The sequence below is a fragment of the Fictibacillus sp. 26RED30 genome (assembly GCF_015903845.1).
GTDB lineage: Bacteria > Bacillota > Bacilli > Bacillales > Fictibacillaceae > Fictibacillus > Fictibacillus phosphorivorans.
The window spans coordinates 1,329,522-1,355,965 of sequence record NZ_JACZDV010000001.1; the positions used below are offsets into that span (position 1 = coordinate 1,329,522).

The 26,444-nt window shown below is 37.9% G+C and carries 30 protein-coding genes; 24 read left to right on the forward strand and 6 right to left on the reverse strand.

Going from position 1 to position 26,444, the window contains the following annotated elements; all coding sequences use genetic code 11:
- Positions 1-254: 254 nt before the first annotated feature.
- The 7 genes from IHV11_RS21350 (at position 255) to IHV11_RS06880 (ending at position 4,321) form a co-directional block, all read left to right on the forward strand.
- Positions 255-506, forward strand: coding sequence for a transporter associated domain-containing protein (locus tag IHV11_RS21350; RefSeq protein WP_197194111.1), 252 nt, complete (start codon positions 255-257; stop codon positions 504-506).
- A 308-nt stretch (positions 507-814) separates the two neighbouring features.
- Positions 815-1,054, forward strand: a complete 240-nt coding sequence (locus tag IHV11_RS06855; protein WP_144699746.1) for a helix-turn-helix transcriptional regulator — start codon at positions 815-817, stop codon at positions 1,052-1,054.
- Positions 1,044-1,391 carry a DUF2178 domain-containing protein gene (locus IHV11_RS06860; RefSeq protein ID WP_197194112.1) on the forward strand — a complete coding sequence of 116 codons (348 nt, stop codon included), beginning with the start codon at positions 1,044-1,046 and terminating at the stop codon, positions 1,389-1,391. The genes IHV11_RS06855 and IHV11_RS06860 overlap by 11 nt, the downstream gene beginning before the upstream one ends.
- Positions 1,392-1,568: 177 nt before the next feature.
- Positions 1,569-2,084, forward strand: a complete 516-nt coding sequence (locus tag IHV11_RS06865; protein WP_197194113.1) for a GrpB family protein — start codon at positions 1,569-1,571, stop codon at positions 2,082-2,084.
- A gap of 51 nt (positions 2,085-2,135) precedes the next feature.
- Positions 2,136-2,999, forward strand: coding sequence for a phosphotransferase family protein (locus IHV11_RS06870; RefSeq protein ID WP_197194114.1), 864 nt, complete (start codon positions 2,136-2,138; stop codon positions 2,997-2,999).
- A 157-nt stretch (positions 3,000-3,156) separates the two neighbouring features.
- Positions 3,157-3,600 (forward strand): YybH family protein, encoded by a 444-nt coding sequence (locus IHV11_RS06875; RefSeq protein WP_197194115.1) that lies wholly within the window; start codon positions 3,157-3,159, stop codon positions 3,598-3,600.
- Between the two features lie 133 nt (positions 3,601-3,733).
- Complete coding sequence (locus IHV11_RS06880; RefSeq protein ID WP_197194116.1) at positions 3,734-4,321, forward strand: DUF1349 domain-containing protein; 588 nt, start codon at positions 3,734-3,736, stop codon at positions 4,319-4,321.
- A 310-nt stretch (positions 4,322-4,631) separates the two neighbouring features.
- On the opposite strand, the gene bla is transcribed toward IHV11_RS06880, so the two are convergent.
- Complete coding sequence (bla, locus tag IHV11_RS06885; RefSeq protein WP_197194117.1) at positions 4,632-5,558, reverse strand: class A beta-lactamase; 927 nt, start codon at positions 5,556-5,558, stop codon at positions 4,632-4,634.
- A 136-nt stretch (positions 5,559-5,694) separates the two neighbouring features.
- Between bla and IHV11_RS21355 the strand changes: the two genes are divergently transcribed.
- From IHV11_RS21355 to IHV11_RS06940, 11 genes are all read left to right on the forward strand, one after another.
- On the forward strand, positions 5,695-5,835 hold the full coding sequence (locus tag IHV11_RS21355; RefSeq protein WP_255547403.1) for an NUDIX hydrolase: 141 nt from the start codon (positions 5,695-5,697) through the stop codon (positions 5,833-5,835).
- A 101-nt stretch (positions 5,836-5,936) separates the two neighbouring features.
- Positions 5,937-6,344, forward strand: coding sequence for a DUF4871 domain-containing protein (locus IHV11_RS06895; protein WP_197194118.1), 408 nt, complete (start codon positions 5,937-5,939; stop codon positions 6,342-6,344).
- 207 nt (positions 6,345-6,551) lie between these two features.
- Positions 6,552-7,022 carry a hypothetical protein gene (locus IHV11_RS06900; RefSeq protein WP_197194119.1) on the forward strand — a complete coding sequence of 157 codons (471 nt, stop codon included), beginning with the start codon at positions 6,552-6,554 and terminating at the stop codon, positions 7,020-7,022.
- Positions 7,023-7,119: 97 nt separating this feature from the next.
- Positions 7,120-7,764 carry a type A chloramphenicol O-acetyltransferase gene (gene catA, locus IHV11_RS06905; RefSeq protein WP_197194120.1) on the forward strand — a complete coding sequence of 215 codons (645 nt, stop codon included), beginning with the start codon at positions 7,120-7,122 and terminating at the stop codon, positions 7,762-7,764.
- Positions 7,765-7,931: 167 nt separating this feature from the next.
- Positions 7,932-8,426, forward strand: coding sequence for an Lrp/AsnC family transcriptional regulator (locus IHV11_RS06910; RefSeq protein WP_144699764.1), 495 nt, complete (start codon positions 7,932-7,934; stop codon positions 8,424-8,426).
- Positions 8,423-9,595, forward strand: coding sequence for an aminotransferase (locus IHV11_RS06915; RefSeq protein ID WP_197194121.1), 1,173 nt, complete (start codon positions 8,423-8,425; stop codon positions 9,593-9,595). Before IHV11_RS06910 ends, IHV11_RS06915 begins: the two co-directional genes overlap by 4 nt.
- Before the next feature lie 148 nt (positions 9,596-9,743).
- A complete protein-coding gene (locus IHV11_RS06920) occupies positions 9,744-10,241 on the forward strand; it encodes a DinB family protein (RefSeq protein WP_197194122.1) in 498 nt (165 codons plus the stop codon).
- 13 nt (positions 10,242-10,254) lie between these two features.
- Entirely contained in the window at positions 10,255-10,722 is a 468-nt protein-coding gene (locus tag IHV11_RS06925) for a DinB family protein (protein WP_197194123.1), read from the forward strand.
- A 177-nt stretch (positions 10,723-10,899) separates the two neighbouring features.
- A complete protein-coding gene (locus tag IHV11_RS06930; RefSeq protein WP_066394788.1) occupies positions 10,900-11,172 on the forward strand; it encodes an autorepressor SdpR family transcription factor in 273 nt (90 codons plus the stop codon).
- Complete coding sequence (locus IHV11_RS06935; RefSeq protein ID WP_197194124.1) at positions 11,169-11,819, forward strand: SdpI family protein; 651 nt, start codon at positions 11,169-11,171, stop codon at positions 11,817-11,819. The genes IHV11_RS06930 and IHV11_RS06935 overlap by 4 nt, the downstream gene beginning before the upstream one ends.
- A 156-nt stretch (positions 11,820-11,975) precedes the next feature.
- Entirely contained in the window at positions 11,976-13,151 is a 1,176-nt protein-coding gene (locus IHV11_RS06940) for a hypothetical protein (protein WP_197194125.1), read from the forward strand.
- Positions 13,152-13,192: 41 nt separating this feature from the next.
- Here IHV11_RS06940 and IHV11_RS06945 read toward each other — a convergent pair whose 3' ends face one another.
- From IHV11_RS06945 to IHV11_RS06965, 5 genes are all read right to left on the reverse strand, one after another.
- Positions 13,193-14,740, reverse strand: coding sequence for a SagB family peptide dehydrogenase (locus tag IHV11_RS06945; RefSeq protein ID WP_197194126.1), 1,548 nt, complete (start codon positions 14,738-14,740; stop codon positions 13,193-13,195).
- Between the two features lie 34 nt (positions 14,741-14,774).
- Positions 14,775-16,715 carry a TOMM precursor leader peptide-binding protein gene (locus IHV11_RS06950; RefSeq protein WP_197194127.1) on the reverse strand — a complete coding sequence of 647 codons (1,941 nt, stop codon included), beginning with the start codon at positions 16,713-16,715 and terminating at the stop codon, positions 14,775-14,777.
- Positions 16,712-18,586: a bacteriocin maturation protein gene (locus tag IHV11_RS06955; RefSeq protein ID WP_197194128.1), complete on the reverse strand. Its 1,875-nt coding sequence runs from the start codon at positions 18,584-18,586 to the stop codon at positions 16,712-16,714. Before IHV11_RS06955 ends, IHV11_RS06950 begins: the two co-directional genes overlap by 4 nt.
- 337 nt (positions 18,587-18,923) lie before the next feature.
- Positions 18,924-19,226, reverse strand: a complete 303-nt coding sequence (locus IHV11_RS06960) for a hypothetical protein (protein ID WP_197194129.1) — start codon at positions 19,224-19,226, stop codon at positions 18,924-18,926.
- Between the two features lie 495 nt (positions 19,227-19,721).
- Positions 19,722-20,606, reverse strand: coding sequence for a DUF4240 domain-containing protein (locus tag IHV11_RS06965; RefSeq protein WP_197194130.1), 885 nt, complete (start codon positions 20,604-20,606; stop codon positions 19,722-19,724).
- A 204-nt stretch (positions 20,607-20,810) separates the two neighbouring features.
- On the opposite strand from IHV11_RS06965, the gene IHV11_RS06970 reads away from it, so the two are divergent.
- From IHV11_RS06970 to IHV11_RS06995, 6 genes are all read left to right on the forward strand, one after another.
- On the forward strand, positions 20,811-22,007 hold the full coding sequence (locus IHV11_RS06970) for a metallophosphoesterase (RefSeq protein ID WP_197194131.1): 1,197 nt from the start codon (positions 20,811-20,813) through the stop codon (positions 22,005-22,007).
- 193 nt (positions 22,008-22,200) lie between these two features.
- Positions 22,201-22,842, forward strand: coding sequence for an HNH endonuclease family protein (locus tag IHV11_RS06975; protein WP_197194132.1), 642 nt, complete (start codon positions 22,201-22,203; stop codon positions 22,840-22,842).
- Positions 22,843-22,897: 55 nt separating this feature from the next.
- A complete protein-coding gene (locus IHV11_RS06980; RefSeq protein ID WP_197130069.1) occupies positions 22,898-23,140 on the forward strand; it encodes a hypothetical protein in 243 nt (80 codons plus the stop codon).
- Positions 23,141-23,296: 156 nt separating this feature from the next.
- Positions 23,297-24,262, forward strand: a complete 966-nt coding sequence (locus IHV11_RS06985; protein WP_197194133.1) for an arsenic resistance protein — start codon at positions 23,297-23,299, stop codon at positions 24,260-24,262.
- Positions 24,263-24,506: 244 nt separating this feature from the next.
- A complete protein-coding gene (locus tag IHV11_RS06990) occupies positions 24,507-25,256 on the forward strand; it encodes a sulfotransferase domain-containing protein (protein WP_197194134.1) in 750 nt (249 codons plus the stop codon).
- 301 nt (positions 25,257-25,557) lie between these two features.
- Entirely contained in the window at positions 25,558-26,403 is an 846-nt protein-coding gene (locus IHV11_RS06995; protein WP_197194135.1) for a nucleotidyltransferase domain-containing protein, read from the forward strand.
- The last annotated feature ends 41 nt before the right edge of the window (positions 26,404-26,444 follow it).

The window sequence follows — 26,444 nt, forward strand, 5'->3', positions numbered from 1 at the left end:
AAGATGGTTTAAACATTATCATTCCCTCATAACATTATCATTTAGAAGTTTGATAATATAGGAGGAATTAGCACATAGATTACATTTTTTAGCTTCATAGCAGTCATGATTGCCGCATCTCTTAATTCTACTCACTGGAAATTAAATACTCAATCTATTTCAAAAGGAAAGCCTTTTCTTCATATTCACTTACCGACCATTCTGAAAAAGACACAACTCCTTGTAATGCGAAACCTAGAAGAATATATTTCTGCGTGTCAATCTGGTCAAATAAGACCGTTCTTCATGGTAAGGTATTGTTCAGTGAGGTGAATGACCTTTTTGGTCTCCATCTGAGTGATGATTATGTAGATATGATTGGTGGATGGATTCAATCAGAAAACATGGACATTGCAATGGGAGACGAGGCAGTCGTAGAAAATTACTGCTTTAAGATCCTGGAACTTGAAGGCTATCATGTTAAATCACTAGAGGGCATTAAAATGCTCCTTGGACAAGATAGATAAACAAGATAGTGTTATTTAAAAGGTTGTGGTTAAATAAACCACAGCCTTTTTTCGTTGTTGTGGGTAATTAATCAACATCTATTTCAACTTACGGCAAATGAAGTTAGGCGTACTTTATATGGATACATGGAAAATCACATAAAAATATATAACTTAATGTACTAATGTTTCTTTCAGGGTTTTTATGATAGAGATTATCAATAAATTCAAAGTAATTTGATTAAAAATAAAAGTAATTTAAAACAAAGTATAAGTTTACTTTACTTTTTGTAAGAAATTAGTTTATAATTGGACCAAGAGGTGATGTCATGAAGAAAGATTTTGGTGATTCCATTTCAAATAAGGTTTATGAATATCGCGTACTTGCCAGATTGTCACAGCAAGAATTAGCAGAAAAAGTCGGGGTCTCCAAACAAACCATTTTTGTAATGGAAAAGGGAAATTATGTACCCACTCTGTTGTTAGCTTTTCGAATTGCCGAATTCTTTAAAGTTGATGTAAACGATGTTTTTACTTATATGAAAGGAAATGATGAAAATGGAAATTAAGTCGATCTCAGATATCCCTGGTGCAGCTTTTTACCCTTTGAAGTCATGGGCGGAACAGTCTACTGATAATTGGAACATCCTCTTAGGAATTGGTTTTTTATTATTGATGGCTAGTATCGTATTAGCTTATGTGTTCTATAAAAAGATGGGTAATGAAGATGAACGCACAAAAAATATTCATTTGAAGAGCAGTTACTTTATGCTGATGACGATCATTCTATGTGACATTGTTTTTCCTACAGAATATATGGCGAACATCTTCTTCTTATACAAATACGCGTTAGCCATTTTAGCAAGTGGTATATATTTAGCGGTTCAATATAAGAGGGATTTTTAGTAAAAAATAGTTGAAGCTCGCAACGAAATTTGTTGCGTTTTTTTTGTGGCTAAATGGTTTCTTTCATAACTTGACTAGATTGTGGGAAAGGAAACTATCATTAAATGTCGTATTATAAAAATTACAGAGGCATGGGAATAGGAAGGGTGCTTGTTTATACGGGAGGAGTAAATGCTGGTGAGAAAGACTGAAATACTTTCATGGACAGAAGAATGGAAGTACGCATATTTAAAAGAAGAAAGTAAACTTAGAGAAATATTTAAAGATGAGCTGATTGAAATTTATCATATAGGTAGTACTTCATTACCCTCAGTTGGTTATGCAAAACCAATCATTGATATCTTAATCGTCGTCAAAGATATCGAGAAGGTTCATTTATTCAATGAGGAAATGTTGTCTTTAGGATATGATTCAAGAAATGAACATGGAATAACAGGTAGAAGATATTTTACAAAAGGGAAACTTAAAAGATCTCATCACATCCATATTTTTCAGCTTGGAAATAAAAACATTAAAACACATTTAACATTCAAAGATTACCTAAACCACAATCCAGAAGAAGCAAGAAAATACGGAGATCTTAAGAAGGTGTTGGCAAAACAGTTCCCTGATGATACACATAAATATCAAGAAGTTAAAGAGAAATTTGTTGATGAGTTAATTAAGAAAGCGGTTATTTGGAAAGAAAACTAAGATTCTTTCTTCCACTATCATGTGTAAGGTTGAAAAACAAGGAGTATACCAATGAATGATTATATTGAACGTATTCAAGAAGTTTATCCTGAACTTAATATTGAAGATGTTTATCTCAATGATATTGGTCAAAATAACGATGTGTTCATAATAAACAATTCTCTTGTATTCAGATTTCCCAAGTACAATAAAGGAATTGTAAATTTAAAAGAAGAAACGAAAATCTTAGAACATATTAGTGGCACTACATCAATCCCAATTCCATGTCCAAAATATCAGTCATTTGAACTATTAGAACCTGGAAAAGTATTTACTGGTTATGAACGTATTGAAGGTGATCCTTTTTGGAATGAACATTTAGTTAAAGTTGATAAAGTGGATTCAATAAAACTTGCAAAACAACTCGTAACATTTCTAATTGAAATGCATTCCATAACAAAAGAGAAGTTGCATAGCGATCTAGAATTAATAGATCATAACCCTTATGAAGAAATGAAAGAACTATTTTACAATATACAGAACAAGCTCTTTCCATTTATCAATGAAAAAGCTCAAAAGGATATCATTTATTCATTTGAGAGTTTCCTTAATAATGAAGAACATTTAAAAACAACCCTCATTCATGGAGATTTTGGAGCTTCGAATATCTTATGGAACCCCAATAACTGTGAAATATCAGGAATAATAGACTTTGGTAGTACTCGTATTGGTGATCCTGCCTATGATTTTGCAGGAATACTATCGAGTTACGGTGAGAATTTCTTTAACAAATGTATTGATCTTTATCCAAACGGTTCAGAAATAGCTAAACGTGTCAAATTTTATAAGAGCACATTTGCTTTACAAGAAGCGTTGCATGGTTTAATAAATAACGATACTCGTGCATTTGAAAACGGAATAAAAGAGTATCACTAAGACATACTGTCACTTTATGACAAATTTGATATAATCCTTACCTACTAAACATTCGGTTGCGTTAATCCAGTCAAAAAGTAATCAGGTACTATTCGTACAATTTAGTAGCAAGTAAGGGTAGTTATAATTATAAAGACTTATGAAGGAGATGAGTTATATGATTACTGGAATCAGTAAAGTTCAGGACGTTCTTGAAAATTACAAATCTGCTGTATATGAAAAAGATGTTGATCAATTTCTATCTACCTATGCTGCTGATGTACATATCTATGATTGCTGGGGAAACTGGGAGTGTAAAGGTATTTCTTCATGGAGAGAGAATGTGGTGATGTGGTTTAATAGTTTGAGTGAAGACGGAAACTTATTAAAAGTAGATATTAATGAAGTAACCATTGAGGAAAATACGAGTGTTGCATTTGTTCATTGTGCCGTTTCGTTCGTCGCCTACAGCGAACAATCTGGTGAGAAACTACGTCAAATGACAAACCGATTTACATTCGGCTTAAAAAAAATAAATGAGTCTTGGGTCATAACACACGAACATTCATCGTTGCCAATAGATATGAATACGGGAAAAGGTATCTTTAACCTAAGAGAATAGTAACCAAGAGCGTACAAATGATTACACGGCTCCTACCGTTTTAGATCAAGTAGCTCATTCAGAATGGAACACTGTCTTATATTCTTAAACCGAAGAGTTAGACAAGACAATCATTACTCCAAGGAGGTGCATAATGAATTTTATTGGAGAAAATAATAAATGGATCTCTAAACCTAATAAATTTGAGATTCGAGATAACGATATAACCATTACAACAGAACCTCATACGGATTTATGGCAACGGACTTATTATGGTTTTCAAAATGATAATGCTCCTGCTTTACTATTACCCGTTCAAGATAGGTATTTTACATTCACAGTGCGTACTGATTTTAATTCTAAAAGGCGTTTTGACCAATGTGGCGTTATTATATATCAATCAAGTGATAACTGGTTCAAAGCTTCTATTGAATATGAAAATGAAAATTTTCAACGTCTTGGTAGTGTCGTTACAAACAATGGATATTCCGATTGGGCAACTACTGATATTCCTGCAAAACAAAAACACATGTATTACAGATTAAGCCGTCGTGAGAGTGATTTTTGCATTGAGTGTTCCTATGATGGTAAACACTATAAGCAAATGCGAATCTTTCATCTATTCTCTGCAGATTACACAGTAAATATTGGTATTTATGCGTGTAGTCCTGAACAATCTAGCTTTACAGCTGAATTTTCTAAGATAAAAATATCGGAGTGTTTATGGCAAAAGCATGAATAGAAAAGCAAATCATTTAATAAGAATTTTCAGCGGTTGCCTGGGACTTTTATTTATTCACTCAATATGCTTAGGCGATTTGTAAAAGAGCAAATTTGATGCGAATCTTACAGCTAATTTTACCACCGTACTTAACTGATTAAATAAGAATAAGACAAAGCAGAAAGTGAAGCAAACCAAATAATATTTGAAAGTCAAATCAATTCTTCTATTCGTAAAACACTGTTTAAACGAGCAAAGAAAAATGCAAGATATAAGTTATCCTGCATTTTTTAGAGCGCTTATCTACTTCATCTTTTGGTTGTAACCCTTGTTATTTTTTGACTTTGAGAATCTTTATTACTTCTTTAGTTGCTTCAGCAATAAGCTTGTCGTTATAATCAGCATCTTTTTGATCACGACTGGAAAGTACAGCAAGAACAATAGGGTCTCTTTTTGGCGGCCAAATGATCGCAATGTCATTTCGCGTACCATATGATCCTGCCCCAGTCTTATCAGCTACTTCCCACCTTTTTGGCACTCCTGCTCGAATTAAGGCATCTCCAGTAGTATTTCTCTTCATCCAATCTATTAATAGTTCGCGTTTTTCTGTTGGGAGTATATCTCCCAGTGCATAGGCTTGAAGACTAGTAGCAAGAGCTCTTGGTGTACTTGTATCGTGAATCTCACCTGGATTAACTTCATTTAAATCAGGTTCATAGCGTTTAGGGTAGGTAACATAATCACCAATTTCCTCCAGTGATTTTTTAAATCCAGTCGGTCCCCCCAGTTGTTTAAGTATAAGGTTTCCAGCAGTATTGTCACTGTATCGAAGAGAAGCATCCGAAAGCTCTTTAAGAGTCATCCCGGTATCAACATGCTTTTCGGTAATCGGACTATAAGTAACGAGATCTTCACGTGTATAGGTAATTGTATGATTAAGGTCTTCTATTGATTTCTGTTGTAATAGTGCTCCTACAGCTAGAGCCTTATGAGTAGATGTATAAGCAAAACGTTCATCTGGATGATAGTTTACGGTTTGGTTGGTACCAGTATCCAATGCATAGATTCCAAGTTTCGCATCAAATTTTTTCTCAAGCTTGGAAAAAACATGATGATTTGCAATTCCTTGTTCATCGGGTCTTGTTGCTTTGGCATCAACATGACTGATTGAACCTACAAGAGTTGCACTAGAAAGAAATAGAACAGGGACAATTTTTCTAAAAGTAGATGAACGAAATATGTTGCTCAACGATTTCATAAAAATTCAACCTCTTTCTATTAGGTATTTTCTTTCAAATAATAAATCTATGATAACTAATATATCAACAATGAACATAAATTGTAATCAAACTTAAGTATTGAAAACTAGAACAATAAGAATGTTCGAGTTTTATATGGTTACTCTACCAGGCGGTGCTGTGGAAAAAGGAGAGACTTTGGAACAAGCAGTTATCCGTGAAACAAAATGGATGAACATAGATACAGCAGATAATTTAATACCCTACCTTCCAGGTGCATTTCTTCGTGAAGGATAATTTCCCTATTTTATAGAACTTATTCAACAGAAGTAGAAAAGGAAATCTGCTTAACTCATTTTATAAGATAGGGGGAATCTTATCTGCAAAAAGTCATTTTTATGATTATATGTATCTTAGTCCTCGTGGCATGTAATCAAGATAGTTGGAAAGAAAGTACCTTATTTGAATCTGGTAGTTATACGATGATTGGTGAAAAAGATAAGATAGGTTTTATTTACGATGACTCAGAAGTCACTAGATTTTTCCCTAACAAAGAGCAGAAGTATATGTGGCATTTGTGGGGATCTGAAGACTTACCTGGTAAGCCGTTTAAAGTTATTGCCACATCACAAAAAACAGATGAAGAAGTGTCTCTTGTAGATTCAGTTGTAGGCGGATCAAACAATGGAGCTGATGCACATATCCCTTCGATGATGTCACTGCCTCATTCAGGGATGTGGAAGTTGAATGCGTACGTTGATGATAAATTGTTTGGTTCAGTTTATGTTAAAGTGCATAGTAATTAACGAATTATATTCCACTGCGTGTGCATTTCTTCAAGAAGGAGAAGTGCATTTTTTATTGAATGTTGTTAAACATATGTACAGAATCATTAAAGGAACTTGACTTCGTAGTTACAAACTTTTTAATCGTTTTAAACGGTTTAGGTAAAGAAAAATACTTTCTAATAATTCATTACTGTTCAAGGTTAGTAAGGGAAGGAAATATTAAATATGAATAAATCCAAAAACGTAACCTTTCTAGCAACACTGCTTCTTGCTCCTTTTTTGTTAACAGGCTGTATTGGTGAAAAGTATTATGAAAGTCCTCCAGAAGCATTTCTTCAGGTGGGCGATGAGCTATATAAACTTAAAGAAGGAAATCGAAAGTGGAACTTTACTGAAGGTGAATATGATAAAGAATACATAAATTTAAAAGAACTTGCTGCAAAAGAAAAGCAAATTTCCGTTAAACCTGGAAGTAGCGGATTTTTAATCATTGAACAAAATGAGATCGAAGGAATGAATCCATATTCGGGAGTGAGAATTGGGGTGGTAGCTCGAAAAGGTGAAGATCTTGACATGCTAAGTGAAGCTGACAAAACTTTCTTTTTCCCTAAAGAAAAAGGTAATTATGTGCTAGAAATAGACTTTGATTCTGATCAAGGAGATACAGAGTTCGTTGCTAATATTAAAGTAAAATAACTAGTGCACTAAATGAAATTTGAGAGGTGAGAAAAATGGTGAAAGCAGATAAGTAAGCCTCCTGAAACTTAAAAAAATATTTCAGGAGGCGAAATACATGACATTTCATGCAATCAATAAAGAGAATTGGGATAGAACTCCGTATTTTGAACATTATTTACGTCAAAAATGCACCTTTAGCTTAACTGCAAATGTTAACATTACAAGGTTACTAAAACAGGTTCAGAAAAAAGGCATTAAATTTTATCCGACTTTCCTTTTCATGGTCAGCAAAGTTGTTAATTCTCATAAAGAATTCCGCACCTGTTTTAAGGATGGAACACTAGGTTATTGGGAAGAGATGCTGCCGAGCTATACAATCTTTCATAGTGATAACAAATCGTTCTCGAGCATTTGGACAGAGTATTCCAATCATTTTGATCGTTTTTACAAAAACTATAATGATGATATAGAGCGATATTCTAGCATAAAGGGGTTATTCACGAAACAGAATGAACCACCAAATTCATTTCCGATATCCATGATTCCTTGGGTTAGCTTTACTGGATTCAACTTGAACATAAATGAGGGGAACAGTTATTTGTTACCGATTATAACAAGTGGAAAATATTTTAAACAGGATTCGACAATATTGCTTCCATTATCTTTACAAGTGCACCATGCGGTATGTGACGGATATCACGCTAGTTTTTTCATAGAAGAGTTACAGCATTTAGCTGACGATTGCTATGAATGGCTTTAAATAGAACCAGGGTAAAAGCGTTACAGAGCTACAATGTATGATACGGAGTATTTGTATCGTAACTAGAAAATCTAACAGATATCCATTTATTAATTAATTTCCAAGTGGATTAACGTAGAGGGTTTGTTATAATGGTCAGCATAATCTACTAAAAGCGAGTGATTGATTTGAATTCTACAGAACGCGAATTATTGCAACTCATAGAAAAAAACGGACGTCTTGAAACAGGTACGATCGCAAAGTTAATGGGAATAACAGAGGATGAAACTAAACAAATACTAGAAAAGCTTGAAAAAGAAAAAGTGATTCTAGGCTATTCCGCCATTATTGACTGGACGAAAGGTACCGAAGACGGTGCTGTAACAGCTATGATTGATGTAAAGGTCACACCAAAACGAGGTGTTGGCTTTGATAAAGTGGCGGAGCGAATTTACCGTTTTCCTGAAGTTAAAGCGGTATATCTCATGTCCGGCGTTTACGATTTGTCAGTATCGATCGAAGGGAAAACAATGGCGGAAGTCGGACGATTTGTATCGGAAAAACTCTCGACTATTGATTCAGTCATCTCAACAACCACTCATTTCATTCTAAAAAAATACAAACATGACGGGCTTGTATTTAGTGATAATGATGAGGATAAACGAATTGTGGTGTCGCCATGATCACTGAACCTACTTCGAAATATTTATCAAATACTGTGCAATCCATACAGCCGTCTGGTATCCGTCGTTTCTTTGACCTTGCATCTTCTATGGAAAACGTTATTTCCCTTGGTGTCGGTGAGCCGGATTTCGTTACACCATGGAATGTGATCGAAGCAAGTTATCACTCGTTAGAACAAGGCTATACGGCTTATACAGCCAATGCAGGATTGTTTGAGCTCCGAAAAGAGATTTCTCGTTATATGAAACGACGGTTTGGTGTTACGTATAGTGCTGAAGATGAAATAGTCGTTACTGTCGGTGCTTCACAGGCGATTGATATAGCATTGCGTGCAGTTCTTAACCCTGGTGAGGAAGTTATTGTTGTTGAGCCAAGCTTTGTTTCCTATGCACCAACAGTAACATTGGCTGGCGGAGTCCCTGTCCCTGTAAATACGTACAGCGAGGATGATTTCAAGCTTCAGCCAGAGCAAATCGAAGAGGCGATCACTGACAAAACGAAAGTGCTTATGTTGTGCAGTCCGAATAATCCAACAGGCACTGTGCTGTCAAAAGGCGATTTGGAACGTATAGCGGAGGTAGTGGAGAAGCATGATTTGCTCGTTATTTCAGATGAAATATATGCTGAGCTTACGTACGATGAACCGTATACAAGTTTTCCTGCTGTGAAAAATATGCGGGACCGAACGATTTTAATTTCTGGATTTTCAAAAGCCTTTGCGATGACTGGCTGGCGGTTAGGCTTTGCCTGCGGTCCTAAAGCAATCTTGCAAGCCATGTTAAAAATACATCAGTATACGATGATGTGCGCTCCTACAATGGCTCAACATGCTGCTCTTGAAGCTCTCGTTAACGGGCAGAAGGATGTCGTGAAAATGAAAGAAAGCTATAGACAGCGCCGCAGTTTGGTCATTCATGCTTTAGAGGAGATGGGTTTATCGTGCCATGTTCCAGGTGGTGCTTTTTATGTATTCCCTTCGATTGAAAAGACAGGACTGTCATCTGAAGAGTTTGCAGAACAGCTCCTGATGAAAGAGCAAGTTGCTGTTGTACCCGGTAGTGTTTTTGGCGAAAGCGGAGAGGGGCATGTTCGCTGTTCCTATGCGACCTCTGTTCAAAAGCTGGAAGAAGCGATGCGCCGGATTGACAGGTTTTTACAAACGTTATAAGCCTTTTTTTATTGATGATGCATTCCTAGCACAAGGAATGCATCTTTTTTTAAAATAGTTTAATGTTGAATATTTTTATACCATACAAGAAGGAAATCTACATAAAGATGGGGAAGTACTCGTGAGTTCAAAAAGAGGAGATGAGAGTATGAATTTGTTCAGAACTCAATATGACTGGGTACGTTTAACGAGAGAGACTCTTTTTCAATATTGCGAGACGTTATCCCCAACCGACTATGCAAAGAAACTTGAAACTTTCAGTGGTGAATCTATTCTAAGCCTACATGCTCATGTAGCGGGTTGTTACCAAGGATGGCTCGGTGATCGTGCTCTTGGAAAATCACTTCCTGATATTACGCCCGAGTCCATACATAACGTTCAAGAGATGCGTGAGCTTTTCAGAAAAACAGATGAGTTGGTCTATGAATTTCTCGACAAATTCGAAGACAATTGGGATCAAACGGTAGAAGTGACGTTTAGAAATGGAAGTCAAGCAGACTTTACGGCTTTGTGGTTATTTACTCACACGATGACTCATGAATTTCATCACAAAGGACAGATTGTGAAGATCGGCAGGCAATTAGGATACGCTCCGCCAGATACAGATCTCTTAGAGCCGATGATAAAGAATCCGACAAATCATTAGGAGGCTTAGTAACTTGAGCAGAGCCGAATTCTTACTAAAAGTGTTAGATTCCACGTTTGACAAAGAGAGCTGGTACGCGCCGCTCAAACCAGCTATAGAAGGATTAACGGCTAAGCAAGCTAGCTTTAGACCGCCGGGCGAAGCAACGAAATCCATCTGGGAGAACGTCAATCATCTCATTTATTACAAAGAACGACTTGTTGCCACGTTGGAAGGACAAGAATGGACGCGAATTGATGGAAACGATACCTTTTTTATCACCAAACAAACAGAAGACGATGATGACTGGTATCTTACCACCAATCGCGCAGAAAACGTACACAACAAGCTCAAAGGATTACTAAGTGAGATGAGTTCTGAAGATTTAAAAGAGAGCGGATTAGAAAGTGATCTCATTGATATCTTTCTTCATGATGCCTATCATACTGGTCAAATTATGCTGTTGAGAAAAATGCAGGGATCTTGGCCATCCCATCGTTAAATCAGAAGAATATTCCTTGAAGCAGGCACATTTATTTAACTAATAAATGTGCTTATTTTTATTGAACACATTTTACTGAAATGATTGACACAAAGGCAGAATAAACATATTATGTAATTAGATAGTTAGACATTTATCTAAATATCTAATAATGGGAAATCATCCTGAGGTGACAAGATGTCTCTTAATGAAGCATTTAAAGCATTATCCGACCCAACCCGAAGACAGATCTTAACGCTGTTAAAAGAAGATGAACTAACAGCAGGAGAGATCGCTTCACATTTTGACATGCAAAAACCGAGTGTGTCTCATCACTTGAAAATTTTAAAGCATGCTTCGCTAATTGATGATGAGAGAAGAGGACAGCATATTTATTATTCTTTGAACACAACGGTGTTTCATGAATTAATGAGCTGGTATTTCACATTTACAACGAAGGAGGAAAAATGATGAAAAAGTATGGATGGAGTTACTTTCTTATTGCACTTAGTGTACTGATCGGTGTATTCGCATATCCTTACCTGCCTGATCAAATGCCAATGCATTGGAACATCCATGGTGAGGTGGATGGATATTGGGATAAGCAATATGCTGCATTCTTTCCGCCACTTTTAATGATTGTTTTGATGGCGTTGTTTATCTTCATGCCAAGAATTGATCCGAAGAAAGAAAACTACAAGAAATTTTCTAGCAGTTATACGATTTTTATTACGATTATGAACGTGTTCTTCTTACTTCTCCAATCCATGACCATAAGCTATGGTTTAGGTGTTAATATAGACATTTCACTAGTCGTGAATTTAGGTATCGGGTTACTTTTTATCGTACTTGGAAACTACTTGCCGAGAATCAAACATAACTACTTTATCGGGGTACGCACACCGTGGACGCTTGCGAACGAGAAGACGTGGAGAAAAACACACCAACTTAGTGGGAAGCTCTTTGTAATGGCAGGAATTTTGCTTGTTGCAATATCTTTCTTGCCAGGCATTTATAAATTTACGGGTATGCTCGTTGTGGTTCTATCAACGGTTCTCATCGCAACCATTGCTTCTTATGTTTTTTTCAATCGGTATAAGAATGTAGATAACAACTAAAAATTTTGATCGGACACCTCACGTAGGTGTCCTTTTTTGTCATCGGACACCTCACGTAGGTGTCCTTTTTTGTCACCCAAACAAGCCAAGAGGTACATGCATAAACTATAGCAATAAATGTACGGATTCAATAATCGTCACAAAAGGAGAAGAAAGATGGATTTCCATGAAAATCAAGATGATTGTACATGCGGTATATTCGAACAACTAAAGGCTGGTAAGGTGATTTCCATCCTTCTGAAAAATACAGCGGTACCAATTCAGTTAACTTTTCAAACGTTTGATAAAAATTCAGGATGTATCTCTGGATTTTTACGAGATGGAAGAGTATTCGTTGTCAGCTGTGATTGTGTAGCTGGTGTTTTCCTAAGTCCTGTTCCTCCACTTGCTTGCCGTGTGCTAGCTTATGTAACCAATACCGGGGACAATACCGTTTCTGTTGTAGATACAGCAACAAATACAACGATCGATACAATTTCAGTGGGGGAATTTCCTGTCTTTGTTGCATTGACACCTAATGGGAGAAGAGCTTATGTAACGAATTTAAATAGTAACACGGTTTCAGTTATTGATACACTCACGAATAATGTGATCCAAACGATAAATGTACCAAGTCCATCAGGAGTCGCCGTTACTCCGGACGGTACTACGGCATATGTAACGAATGTAAATGATGGAACACTAACCGAAATCAATACCTTAACGAACACGATAACTAATGTCTTTCCAGTTGGAAACCTCGCTAGCACACCTGTTAACATCGCTATATCTCCAGATGGCTTAACGGCTTATGTAACAGATCAAACTCAAGGAACACTCTCTATCGTTGACCTTGTGACTACCACACAGACAGTACTTACTCTTGGTAATACACCGCCTGCGGGTGCTTTTGGTGTAGCAGTGACTCCAGATGGTACAGAAGTCTATGTTACGAATAGTTTTGAGGGTACTGTTTCGGCAGTTAACACAACCACACTTAATGAAATCATCATCCCGGTTGGATTAGTGCCAGGTACTAGTTTTCCTTTTGGAGTAGCGATTACCCCTGATGGAACCAGTGCTTATGTTGTTAATTTAAGTGATCCATCCGTTTCAGTTATTGATACAGCTCTGAAAATTGAAACAACTATTATCACTAGTCCACTATTGGATGTTTCTGCAAATATAGCGATTACTCCGGACGGAAGGATTGGTTACGTGACGAATAACCAAGCTGGAAGTAACACTGTTTCTATTATTGATATTACGACAAATACAGTGATTGGTAACGTAACAGTAGGATTAGAACCATTTGGTATTGCAATTGGTACGGTATGTCCAAATCAACTTTAAATACACAAAATTAAAGCCTGTGGCCTCATAGCCACAGGCTTTTACATATCCAAACGACTTTGTAATCTTGCTAGCGGCCGGTGGTAACCAATTGGAATCTGTAGTAAACTCGTGCTTTCATATTTTCTTAGTTGAAACAACTCATCATACCAAGGAACATCAAACCCGAGAACAGGATGACCGTTCATGCTTTGTAGAGAGGAAGCGAGTAGTAGTTTATGAGCTAAGATACCCGTTTCCATATGCTGAATTCGATGCCCTCGATAACCGTACAGTTCCTGGTAGTGGTTGTTGCTGCCGCTAAAATTAAACGAAAGCGGGATCTGCGCCATGTTCACAAAATCGGAAAGCAGTCCATCTTGTTGAGTCGTCCGATAATCTCCGTGTGAGATCTGCTTTATCTCATGAGTAGAATTACAGACTTCATACATACCATTAGAAAGTCCAACTACACCATATGAAGTAAAGCGAAGGGAAACACGGGACGTTAAAAGTGAAAGATCTTGATCAATATCATTCCTATAGTGACTCATTAAAGTAAGGTCATTTAAAAGGTTTGAAAGAGTTTCGAACTGTAGTGGTTTTAATACAAAATCTTGTCCTGGGGAATATCGATCTTTGCATGCTTTTGAGAACGAATGAATTAAATCGTTGGTTTGCGGTACTTTTACAAGAAGAGAAGAATCATTATTGATCGGACGCTTTTTATCATTAGTTAAAGCATACAACATACAAGCCTGATTCATTTTAAGCAGCATTGGATAAGGGCGAACAACCTTTGACTTCATGTAACGTTGATGATGTATGGTCTCAAGCTCTTCACATAGTTTTGCTGAGGTAATTTGAACGTTTTTTATATCCTCAAACCATTTCATTTCGTTGTCTATGGAGAGAGGCAGAACGGCATACACACTTTCTTCATCCTCATGAACCCCAAGTAGATGATTGATAGCTCCATCTAAAAATTGATAATAAACGCCAGTCGCAAAGTTCTTACGTTTTCCGACTTCTAACATCTGGCCGAGCAAAAAGCCTGCGTCCAGTCCTTGAAGACGGTAAGAGAAGTTGTGATATTTAAAGAAGTTCTTCCAAAAAAAAGTCGATACAAATACAGCTGCAAAACATTTCGACATATCGCAGCGATTTCCTAAAGCATGATCCAAATACTCATCAAAGTTGCCTTCACGCAAACAAATTAACGAATGATGTGCAGCATTGTAATGATAGATACCAGTAGGTATTTCTTGGAGCTTCAAATACAGATAAACTTCACTCGGATAAAGTGCACCTCCAGAAGGAACGTAGCGGCGATAAGTCATCCACGTTTCCACTGAATCCATGGAAAGATACGACTCACTCAATTGCGTAATTGCATAGGAATACCAAAGAAATTGACTTAGATCAGCTAGCGTTGGATGAGTACTAGGTGAGTGTGTGTCAGAAAAATTTCTGGTTAATTCAACTTCAGGTAGATCTGTTGTGTACAGTTTATAGGGAAGCGGGGCATCTTCCCAGTTCACTTCCCAATCGGGAGGCGTGATCTTAGCGGTCTCGTAATGAAGGTTGTATAAAAACTTATCGAGGTTCATGTGTACAATGCCCCTTTCTTTCTATCGTACAGTTTTAAGGAAACGGGTGAGGGTGCGGATTCAGTTCGTCCGGTGATAACGGTTGTTTCACATATCCAAGCTTCATCGGTACCGTGAGAACGCGGTCTAATCCTTGTAATCGAGTGAGATGATGGCCAAACGTCATCGGCAGCATGCCAGGTATGATAACTTTTACACAATGAAGACCGTTTCTCTGTAATTCAGGTCCGGTTTGATCAACCACAATAACTTCAAGGTTTAGTTTCTTAAAGATTTTCAGCACACTATTTAGGTCCTCTAAAAGATCGTCAGTTTGACGAACCGGTTTGAACTCTTCTTCAAAGTCACGCACCTTCCGCTTATCTAGTAAAAAATATAACCGTTTCTCTGCTTCCTTTAAGCCGTACACCATCGAGTGATCTTCCATATGACGAACTAGACTAGAGTCTTTATACATCTTTTCGTATTTCTTACGGTCTTTCAGAAAGCTTTCTTCCATATTAAGAAGCATGCCAGAAAGCTCTTGAACAGCACCTTTGGCTGCTCTAAGTGGATCCAGATGGGCGCCAGCTGCACAGAGCAGATTTAAGCCATCGTTCTTCGTATTCTTTGCCATCGCCCAAATGCTTGGAATTCCGTTTTCAGTAGTAGCATTAAATAATTGAACCTCAAACCCTGTCACATGGAGGATGCGTTGAACCATGAGCTGAAGCTCTGCGTCATTAATTGATTTCATGTCAAGACGCGGAATCGGCAGTTCACCGTACCACGTCATAAGAAACGCATCGCGTTCCACGATCTCGAAGATGCCATAAAGAATGGCTTCTTCTAAACTACCACCAACTGCACAGCCATTTGAAGTCTCATAAACGAAGCCTTCTCCACCACCCATGCTGTAATAGGCGAACGTTTCAGGCACTAATGCAGGGCGATCTTCAGATAAGGAATATCCCCACACCCAGTGGATCGGTCGGTCTGAATCAAACGGTTGAAATGGAAAATGGTGCTGACTGTATTGTTTCTGTGCATGAGTTCCGATGGATAGGGGATTCATTGCTACATTTTTCACTTTGTTGTATGGTTCGTAAACGATTGTTCGTTTTCCTCGTGGCGCATAACCACAATACCGCTCAAGTCCTTCTAAAATACCCGCTTGTTCACTATGCACATACGAATGTGTCCTGCCGGCATTTAGTTCATTACCAGAGAGCAAAGGCAGGTTTACAACAGTGTCGGCGAAAGGTGAGATCAAGTCATATCTTTTAAAGTTGAGAAGACCCGTACGATTATCTAAATAATCTTGACTTAATACGTTTTGAAGGTCATCTATCGAACGGCAACGATAAACGTCTCGAGAGATTTTCGGACTAGATTGAAGAGAAACCTTAGCATGATCATCGGTATCAAGTAGTATGTCACCACATGTTTCACAATACGGATCTGGTAAAAAGAAATGCTTAGATAGTTTGAACGTTTGTAGGTTCATCAAGTATACGTGTTCATAGGTGAGAGGAGTACCAACATGCATGAGACGCTCGACCTCATCACAAATGAGGGCAGCTGTCTGGTTGATTGCGAGATTAGTAGCCCAAACATCTCGCGGTAATTCTTCTTTTGAACATTGATAGTCTTTCATGTGAAAATGTTCTCTACGATCTTGACCGGTCATGAAAAAACGTAGATCCGCGCATTGTGAGCAGCCTGGTTGATCTGGCTGAACGAGTGGACCAACATGTGCTTCACCAAAGAATACAAATCCTCGCAACCATGGAATATTGCTGTTTCGGAACAATTCTTCTGCTTTAACATGCTGAGCCGGATTCCAGCTATCATGAAGGACTAATGCTAGTTTTTCATTATTGATTTCTGCATCTTCTACCATTTTAAAACGAGAGATGTGACAGGCTTCATACAATTGTTGGTAAACTTTATTAGCTAGACTACCATTTCCGATTAAAATGATTTTTTGAGTCATGATTGAACCTCCGAAGAGAGTGTGATTCCAAACATGCCAGAAGTATTTTCGTTCAAAATGGGTTCTGCATGTAGTGTGTAAAACGTTGCAATGCAATTGTTGCTTTTTAACGTTTGTAGAGCTGATGCTAATGTTTCTGTTAGTGGTACTTCTTTTGTTTCTGAAAGGGTAATCGTTTGAAGTGCGGTGGTTGAAATGGTAGCTGATGACTTTATGCATTTCTTACATGAAATTTCTTCGTTATTTTGCCGATCCATAAGAGCTCCTTGAAGTACGTTTTGTAATGCACGATTCTCATCTAGACCGATAGAGCCGAAACATTCACCACGCTGCTGAACCCATACCACTGGAAAACCATGAACTTTCTTTCCTAAAAAGAGCTTGATTTCATCACTAAGAGTTGATAGTGCTCCAATCAAAAATGTGGAGTATGAATCTTGAATGGATCTCGGATCAATTTCTGCAGAGACTTGCATTTTGTTATGAGACTTCATGAAGATTTCTTGTAGCTTGTTTTGCAGTGCTCTACACATTCCTTCTGCTGCAGACCGGGCGGTACCAACACTCATTTTATCGGGAGAATGATGAAATAACTTCTTCACATACGTTTCAAGTCCAGACAAACCTGCTTCTAGTCGGGCATCTTCGTGTGTTCTGCCTGAGGCTGTGATGAGTTCTGGTTCACTTTCACCGTATGGGTCTGCCACTTTTACTCTGCACTGTGACAGTGGAAGCTGGGATAGATCTTCTTCTTCAAACAAGCGGAATAGTCCGGTTTCCCTTGATGTAATTTGATAAAACAATGAGTGCAGATCAAGTTCTCGGTTGGGTGAATGTTTTAAAAACAAGAGAGGGTCATCGATCTGATCAACCTTCATTTTTTTGTTTATGAAAGGGTGAGGAGAAACCGGATGCCAGCTTCCTTCTAAGGTTTCCACGTTCAGTTGATAGACGGAGTTTTCGGAATTTTCCTGTACGCCGGTTATCTTTTTGAACAGCATAAAAACAGCAACGTTCGCAAGCAGGCTTGAAGCTGTTCGCGATGATATGGATTTGTTTCCCTCGCTGCGTTTTTTGTTTAAGCGTAAAGAAGCTGTTTTCCAGCATGCTGCAGAATCTGATAAGACAAAAGGACCTACAAAAGCTTGATTGTTTTGTAATGTAATAGGTAGAAATGATATCGATTGTTCCCTGCATATGTTTTGGACTAATAGAAGATCATCTCTGTTCTCATCTTCGTTTGCATAAAGTACATAATTAACGTTTGATAGATCTTCTTTACAGTTGTTTTCATTGAATGGTAAAAAGGTGATGGAAGGTTCGGGCTCATGCTTTTTTGCAGCCTTTATTTGTTCTTGCAGTAATTTAGTTTCAGCTTGGTTTACCATATCGTGAAATATTGTGAAAGCAGGAAGTCCTGATTGTAAAAGTGAAGCTGTGAGAGAAGTGAGAAGTGGACCACCGCCTATTAGAGCGACTTTTGAATCACGATAGTTTTGAAAACGATGCGCTCCAGAGTGGCTAAGGTGATCAATAAATTCAATCTGTGAAGCATATTTTTCTAAAAGAGCAGGAGGTAGCTGATGTGGAAGGTCCTGACTTGTATCGCGAACAAAACCATTTTTGTGTAACACTTCAGCGATCTTAAAGACTTGCTCTTTATATGCATCAGGCAGCCCGTCCGTAATTTCCTCCATGGACCGGTTACCATCTAACATAGGAATTAATTTTTGCAGCCATTGCTCGATCGTATTTCCGTCCATTTGTATAGAAGTCACGTTATTACGGAGATAAACGCCGCCGTTATTTTGTGGATAGACGAACGTGTCCCGGTTGATTTTCAAACACATCGAGAGAGTGACACCTGGCATAATACCCCTCCTAACCTAATGCTCATCATCTATACCTATGGATTCTGCTTGTCCGTTATGTCATATGATTAATAAGTAATTGAGTAACGTGAATATAAAACCAATTACCGTGAATAAATAGTTATTTACCGTGAATATATTGCGGATTACCGTGAAATTATTTTGAATTACTGTGAATATATGTATGTGTGTCATTTGAGAAATACATTTGTAGGAATTGTTCACTTGAGGTAGACGAAATCGTGATTGTAGGGGTGTGAAAAATTAAATAGAGGACTGATGCTCAAAAACTTGAGCAAAGCCCCCTGAAATTTCTTCGAACAATGCATTTATCTGATTATCTGCCTCCGCAACGTCCGCCGCAACCGCCACAGCGTCCACCGCAACCACCACAACGTCCTGCGCAGCCTCCGCAACCGCCACAGCCTCCACAACGACCAGCACAACCGCCGCACCCAGCGCATCCGACGCAACCTGCGCAACCTCCACAAAAGTTAAAACAGATTCCGATTACACAGCCTGGAACGATAAGACGAGGGTCTTGTGCTTGCTGTTCTTGGGGATGATGTGGCTGACCGCCACTAACTTGAAAGTCTCCAGTACTTAATCCATCCAAATTCCATTGGTGTTTATTGTCCAATACAAACACCTCCTTGTTTTTTGTCAGATCTAGAACGAGTAGAGAATCTCTGCTCAAATTCCTCATAATAAAATATGGATACAGTCTGTCCACCGTTACAGGATTGGGTGCTGGAAATAGAAACAGCCTGTGTTTGAGGTTAAACACAGGCCGAGAGCTAAGATATATCATTATAATGGGATGGTGAACGATTATTTTTGAGAAAAAGAGTTGCAGAAAGTCACTTTTTGCGTTTGAAAGAGAACAGTGAGTTGTAACTAGAAGAAAATGTGTCATTATGCTCCATTTTAGTGGCTTGTTCTTAGCAATAATACATACCATATAGGGTATTCAACCACTTTATTCAAGAAATATATAGCGTTAATCCATAAATTTCGTCAATAATTCCACGAGTTTGAATAATAATTCCACAAGTTTCAATCGTTTATCGACGAGTTGCTAAATCTCGACAAATTTTGCATGGAGTATACCCCTAATCTAAAGAACTTAGTCACGCTATTCCCAACCCTTGCAATTGGAGAATGTTTCATAATCACAACCGGTTTCATATTCGAAGTCTTTACCGGTGCGAAGCTCATACGCTTCAGAAGCTAGATCTAGTAAGGGCTCACACGTATCGTTTTCAGGCATATGTATAGGGTTCTGTAATACCAATTCATAAAAGTCTCTACCTTTGGTAATGACAGCGCATCGAAAGTATAAAAATAAATCAACCGAAAAATGCTTATTTTCGTCCTTATAGGAATAAACTCCAATGTTTCGTGCGTGTTCTTCTGTATCTAATTGAAAGAGTTTATAAGACAAGGTTTCTTCAAACTGCTTAATATTCCGTACACCTAGTCCTGCTAACTTCTGAATGGCAGCTTCTATATCTTCATCATCTACTAAAGAGATGATAGACCAAAACATTTCTTCACTCATCATTTTCTTGGGTACTTGAACTTTAGCGTGTGATTCTCTCGCCATTCGTTCTTCATCTTCCTGCATCTCTTTTTCAAAGTTTTCTCGATCATGTTCCCAGCGCCATTCATAATAAGCTTCTATTCCCGTTTCTTTATCCCAAACGCCACTATAACTGGGAAAGCGGCGTTCTTCTTTCATCTGAATATTACCAATAAAAATTAACTCTTTAGGTGGTTTACCATCAACAATCGATCCCGCCTTTTGCCCATCAAAGAAAAATCGATTTTGGACTAGCGTTTGTTTTAATTTTTCATCATCAATGTTAGGAAGTCTATCACTAATATAAGGAGTGGTTACGAGAGTTGTAGATCGATTTTGTTTATCAATAATTCTGAATGCTCCATATCGGCCATCAGGCAACTTGACGGCATAAACATTGCCCACAGAAATCGGAACATTTTTATTAGATTTATACATACAAACCTCCAAATGAAACACATTTTATTGTTAAGCCTATTATATATCCATTTCTTCAATTTTGTGGGGGCCCAAAATTGTAAAATCTCTCAACCATTACTCTCACACAACATTTACACCAATCAAACACTACCTAAAAATAGCCTTGCTACCCTTAATCTTGTAACAAACAATCCAACATACATAATACGGAGGGGTAGCAAAATGAGTTCTAAACAAGTGAATCGTCGTGATTTTATTAAGATAGGTGGAGCGAGCACGTTGGCATTAACACTAGGTTCGCTCGGTGATACATCCAACTTATTCACTGAAAAAGCCCATGCAGATCGAAAGGAAGAGAAGGTGTTAAAGTTTCATTCCAATGGGACTTTCAAGGTCGTTCAGTTTAACGATACGCAAGATGATGAGCGCATCGACCGACGTACGATTGAGCTGATGGAAAAAGTGTTAGATGCTGAGAAGCCTGATTTTGTTGTATTGAACGGAGATGTAATCACCGGTGGATGTGACACAGAACTCGAAATGAAACAAGCGATGAACAACGTTGCTGGGCCGATGGAGAAGAGAGGCATTAAGTGGGCCATTACATTCGGAAATCATGATGAAGATTCTACTCCGAAAAGCGGTGTGGATGAGAGTAAGATGCTAGCATTCTACCAATCTTATAAACACAATGTGAACGAGAAGGGAGCGAAGCACATCACAGGAACTGGGAACATGAACCTTCTTGTTTGGGACACGAAAGGGAAGAAGCCCGCTTTTAATTTCTGGTTGATGGATAGTGGAAGATACGCGCCAAAAGAGATTGCGGGCCAAGATTTTGAAGGTTATCCAACATGGGACTGGGTTCGTTTTGACCAAGTCAATTGGTACAACGAAACATCTCAAAAGATCGAAAACCGTTTTGGATTCAAGGTGCCTTCTCTCATGTTCATTCACATTCCGCTTTGGGAGCACCGTTATATGTGGTATTCGAGTGTAGATGGCCGAACAGAAGCTGATCATACTCGAGCTAAAATCAAACATCAGATTACAGGTGAGAGAAATGAAGATGAGTGTCCGGGTCCGATCAACTCTGGATTATTCTCAGCGTTGCAGCATCGTGGTGATGTAAAAGGAGTCTTTTGTGGACATGACCACATTAACACATATGCCGGAAACTATTATGGCATTATGCTAGGTTATGGCGGAAGCGCTGGATTTGGAGCGTACGGACTTCCTGGGGCAGAGAAGAACCGCCTCCGTGGAGCGCGTGTCTTTAACTTGGATCTGAATCACGAAAACGTTCTTAAAGAGACACACATGGTGTTTGCAAAAGATTATGGAATTGACTTATCGCCAAACGACCAAAGCATGGAACCGGCTCCTTTACCAGGAGAAAAACAGCCTGCGATGCAATAGTGGAATAACACAAAGAGATAATTATATTTTACTATAATGCTTTTCGTGAGTGAAATTGCCGTAGAAAATCCAGACTATCCACCTATATCTAAGGTCTAGATTATGTTTAATTGCAAAATATCAAATACCACTTCAAACAAATATGTTATAAAATTATAACGATTCAAAAAACTACATATTGGAGGATTTAAGCATGTTGAAGAAATCGATGTTGTGTTCGTTTATTTTTACTCTGGTGATGTCTTTTGTTGTCGTATCATCTGATGATAACCAAAAGGCTTGGGCGCTACCGCCAGGAACGCCTACTAAACCTGCTGCACAATCTCAGTTGAACGCATTAGTGGTTAAAACAGAAGGTTCAATGACTGGCTATTCTCGCGATTTATTTCCACACTGGTCTAGTCAAGGTGGAGGATGTGATACACGTCAAGTTGTTCTTAAGCGTGATGCAGACTCTTTTAGCGGGAATTGTCCAGTAACATCAGGCAGTTGGTACAGCTATTACGACGGTGTAACGATTACGAATCCATCTGATCTTGATATTGATCATGTTGTGCCATTAGCAGAGGCTTGGCGTTCAGGAGCAAGCAACTGGACGACTGACAGACGTGAGGCTTTTGCAAATGATCTTACAGGACCTCAACTTATTGCCGTAACGGCGAGCTCCAATCGATCAAAAGGTGACCAAGATCCATCAACATGGAAGCCTACTCGTACTGCAGCTGGATGTGGATACGCAAAATGGTGGATTCAAACAAAGTACAACTGGGGCTTAAATCTTCAATCAGCGGAAAAAACACAACTTCAAAGCATGCTTAATACTTGCACGTATTAATCAATTTAGAGTATAAACAATGTACCAACTTGTTTTCTAGAAAGGAGCTGCTCCAATGGAAGAGAAATCAACAGTCTTTACGGCAACTCATGGCGTAATGACTACAGAGGTGGGTGTGATCAGCGGAGAGCTCGAGCTTAAGACAAGCTGCAATGAACAAGGTATTCTGAACCTCGCTATCACATACGCGGGGGCAGCAGAGTGGTATACACTACCTGGTGAAGAGTATCAATTGCATGATCCACGAGATCACGAGGTTATTCACCGTATGCTGGCTAAAGTGCTGGAACGTGCTTAGTAATTTTAATCAATTGATTTGTATTCGTAGAACCGTCTTTAAATGAGGCGGTTCTTTTTTATTGATAATGGAAATGGTATATTAATAATTTAAAAGTTATTGAATGTAATTTACATAAACTGTACGACGAAGTTTTGGAATAGAAGGAGATATTACATGACGAGGGAAGGTCTAGAAAATCAACAAATATGGATTTACGGTACATCTTTACTAATAGGTGGCTTTACCGGTCTTACCTTTGAAAATTTCGGAGCTGGACTTCAATGGACAATCTCTCCACTAATCGCTATCCTCATGTACGGGATGTTCGCCCAAATTCCTTTTTTAAAGATAAGAGAAGCTGTTTCAAACGTCAGATTTATGATAGCTTTGCTAATCGGAAATTTCGTAATCGTACCTATCATAGTATGGGGTCTAATTTCCATTTTCCAACAGCCTGCACCAATCGTATTGGGGATTTGCTTAGTTCTTCTTACTCCGTGTATTGATTATGTCATCGTCTTTACTCAGCTCGGAAAAGGAAACGAAAAACTAATGCTAGCGGCAACACCTATTTTGTTTGTTGTCCAGATGGTGCTGCTTCCTCTTTATCTATGGTTATTTATGGGTAAAAAGGTGATGTCAGTCGTACAGATGGGACCATTTTTAGAAGCCTTTTTCTTATTGATCGTGGTGCCTTTATTATTAGCGGTTCTAACACAACTATGGGCGAAAAAACAGACCATAGGTGATAAAGCATTAAACCTGACAGCATGGTTACCCGTCCCGTTTATGGCTCTTGTCTTGATTGTCATAGTCGCATCACAAATAGGAAAAGTCTACAATGATTTTAATAGTATCGTTCAAGTAGTACCAATTTATCTATTATTCTTAATCATCATGCCAGTGGTTTCTCGCGTTATCGCACGTGTATTCACTTTAGAAATAGGTTCAGGAAGAGCACTAATCTTCAGCATGGGAACAAGAAATTCTCTTGTCGTTCTTCCGTTAGCGCTTGCGTTACCAGAGTCTTGGAGAACATTAGTGGCGGCAGTGATTGTGACGCAAACGATTGTTGAGCTGATTGGAGAATTAATCTACATTAAAATAGTGCCAAAATGGATTTTAAGAGAACCTAAATAAAAGGTGCACAGAAAAAAGGCAGGGAGCGTATCCCTGCCTTTTCCATGGTTTCATCTTGCTAACAATTAGGGGTTAAGGTCTTGCTATATATCTTTCGTACGTTGAACGGTAAAAGTGTATGTATGTATAAAATTATTTTTTATGCATAGAAGTATGAGATATCAGGCAGCTGTACAAGCGTTTAAGAGACGAACGAATAAGATATATAAGCATGTCATGTAAATAGAAAAGGTGATCGTAAAAAATGAATAAAAAAACAATAAGTCCTTTTTTCTTTAATTCGTTTCCAAAAAGTGGAACACATCTTATGTTTCAAATATTAACAGGTATTCACTCAATAACATTTGATCAAAACCTGCATCTTTACGAAGGAGTTTCTGCACAATTGGCTGAACATCAGCGCGAGTTAGAGAAACTAAGCGATAATGAGTTTTTGTCAGGGCATATTTATTATTCCGCATCATGGGCAAGTCTTCTACAAGATCTCAATATGAAGCAGATTTTTCTATATCGAGACTTGCGAGATGTTGTGGTCTCTTATAATTATTATATTGAGAAGGTAAATGCTCCACTTCATCAATATTTCAAGAAAAAGCAGCTGTCCAAAAAAGAACGAATGCTATCGATCATAAGAGGAATTCCTGAATTGGGTCATCAGGATATTCACGATTGGTTTTCTGAATTTAAAGGATGGTTATCTGCACCTAACGTACTATCCATTAAGTTTGAAGATCTATTAAGGAGTGAAGATTCATTAGACGAATCGGTTCAGAAGATCGTTCAGTTTGTTACAGGAGAGGATAAAGAGAACATCGATCATACCGTAATTAAACGTGCAAAAGAAAACATATCAACTCAAGACTCCGCTACGTTTAGAAAAGGAACGATTGGCAACTGGAAAGAGGAATTTGACGAAGAGATTACCCTTGCATTTAAGGGAAATGCTGGCCAATTACTCATTGAATTAGGATATGAACCAGATTTACTTTGGTAAGTAATTACCTCAATAACAAATCAAAAATTATGCAACCAGTCAGCTAGGCTATATTTGCTAGCTGATTTTTTGTTTATGTGTTGGTTATTTAGGTCAAGATCATTTCTTCATGTGCAATTATTTTAGCAAGAAGGCATGTTTTTGTGTTTCGCTGTTCAAATCACGACTTTGAAAGGATTATAGAAAGCTATATTGAAAAAGTAAAGTGCTAAGAATTAAAGTTCAAGAATTAAATTGATGTAGTTATCCTCGTTTAAATAATCATATTGCTATTTCAAGTTTGTTTATAGGAGTGTGAAAAATGAGTACAAACTTGATCATTAAAGATATTGTAGACCATGTGAAGGAAGTGCCAGGAGTAGAAGCGATTGTTCTCGGCGGATCTAGAGCGAAGGACACTCATACTCAAGCTTCAGATATAGATATTGGAATCTATTATCGTTCGACTGATTCGTTTGATATTAAAAAACTAAATGAAATTGCTTCAGAAATTGATGACTTCCATAGAGAAGGTTTAGTTACTCCAATTGGAGGATGGGGACCTTGGATCAATGGTGGTGGTTGGTTAAAGGTGAATAATATGCCGGTGGATTTTTTATATCGGGATCTAAACAAGGTTTCTACCGTTGTTGAAGATTGTATGGCTGGGAATATCTCAATAGATTATCAACCTGGGCATCCACACGGCTTTCAAAATTCTATTTACTTTGGAGAGATAGCCATTTGCAAACCTTTATGGGACCCCTATGAAAAAATAGAGAAGCTAAAGTCTTATACCGTTCCTTATCCAAAAGGACTAAAGAAAGCGATTATTAATCAGTATTTTTGGGAAGCAAATTTCTCAATAGAAAATGCTAAGAAAGGTTTCGTTATTAATGACCTTTCGTATATCTCAGGTTGCTTTTTTCGATGTGCCTCTTGTTTAACTCAAGTGTTATTTGCTCTGAATGAAACGTTTCTTATAAATGAAAAAGGAGCTATCAAGTTAGCTAGTCGCTTTAGATATACTCCTGAGAATCTTGAAGTTCGCATTAATGATATTTTTGAATCAATTACTAATAAACAAGATAATTTGTATGTTGAAGCGGAAAAATTCAAGAAAATTGTGCAAGAGGTAGAGACCTTGATTCAGCACAAATTAAAATAAAGTACCCTCCAACACCTAACTAAGTAGCTAGGTGTTCTTTC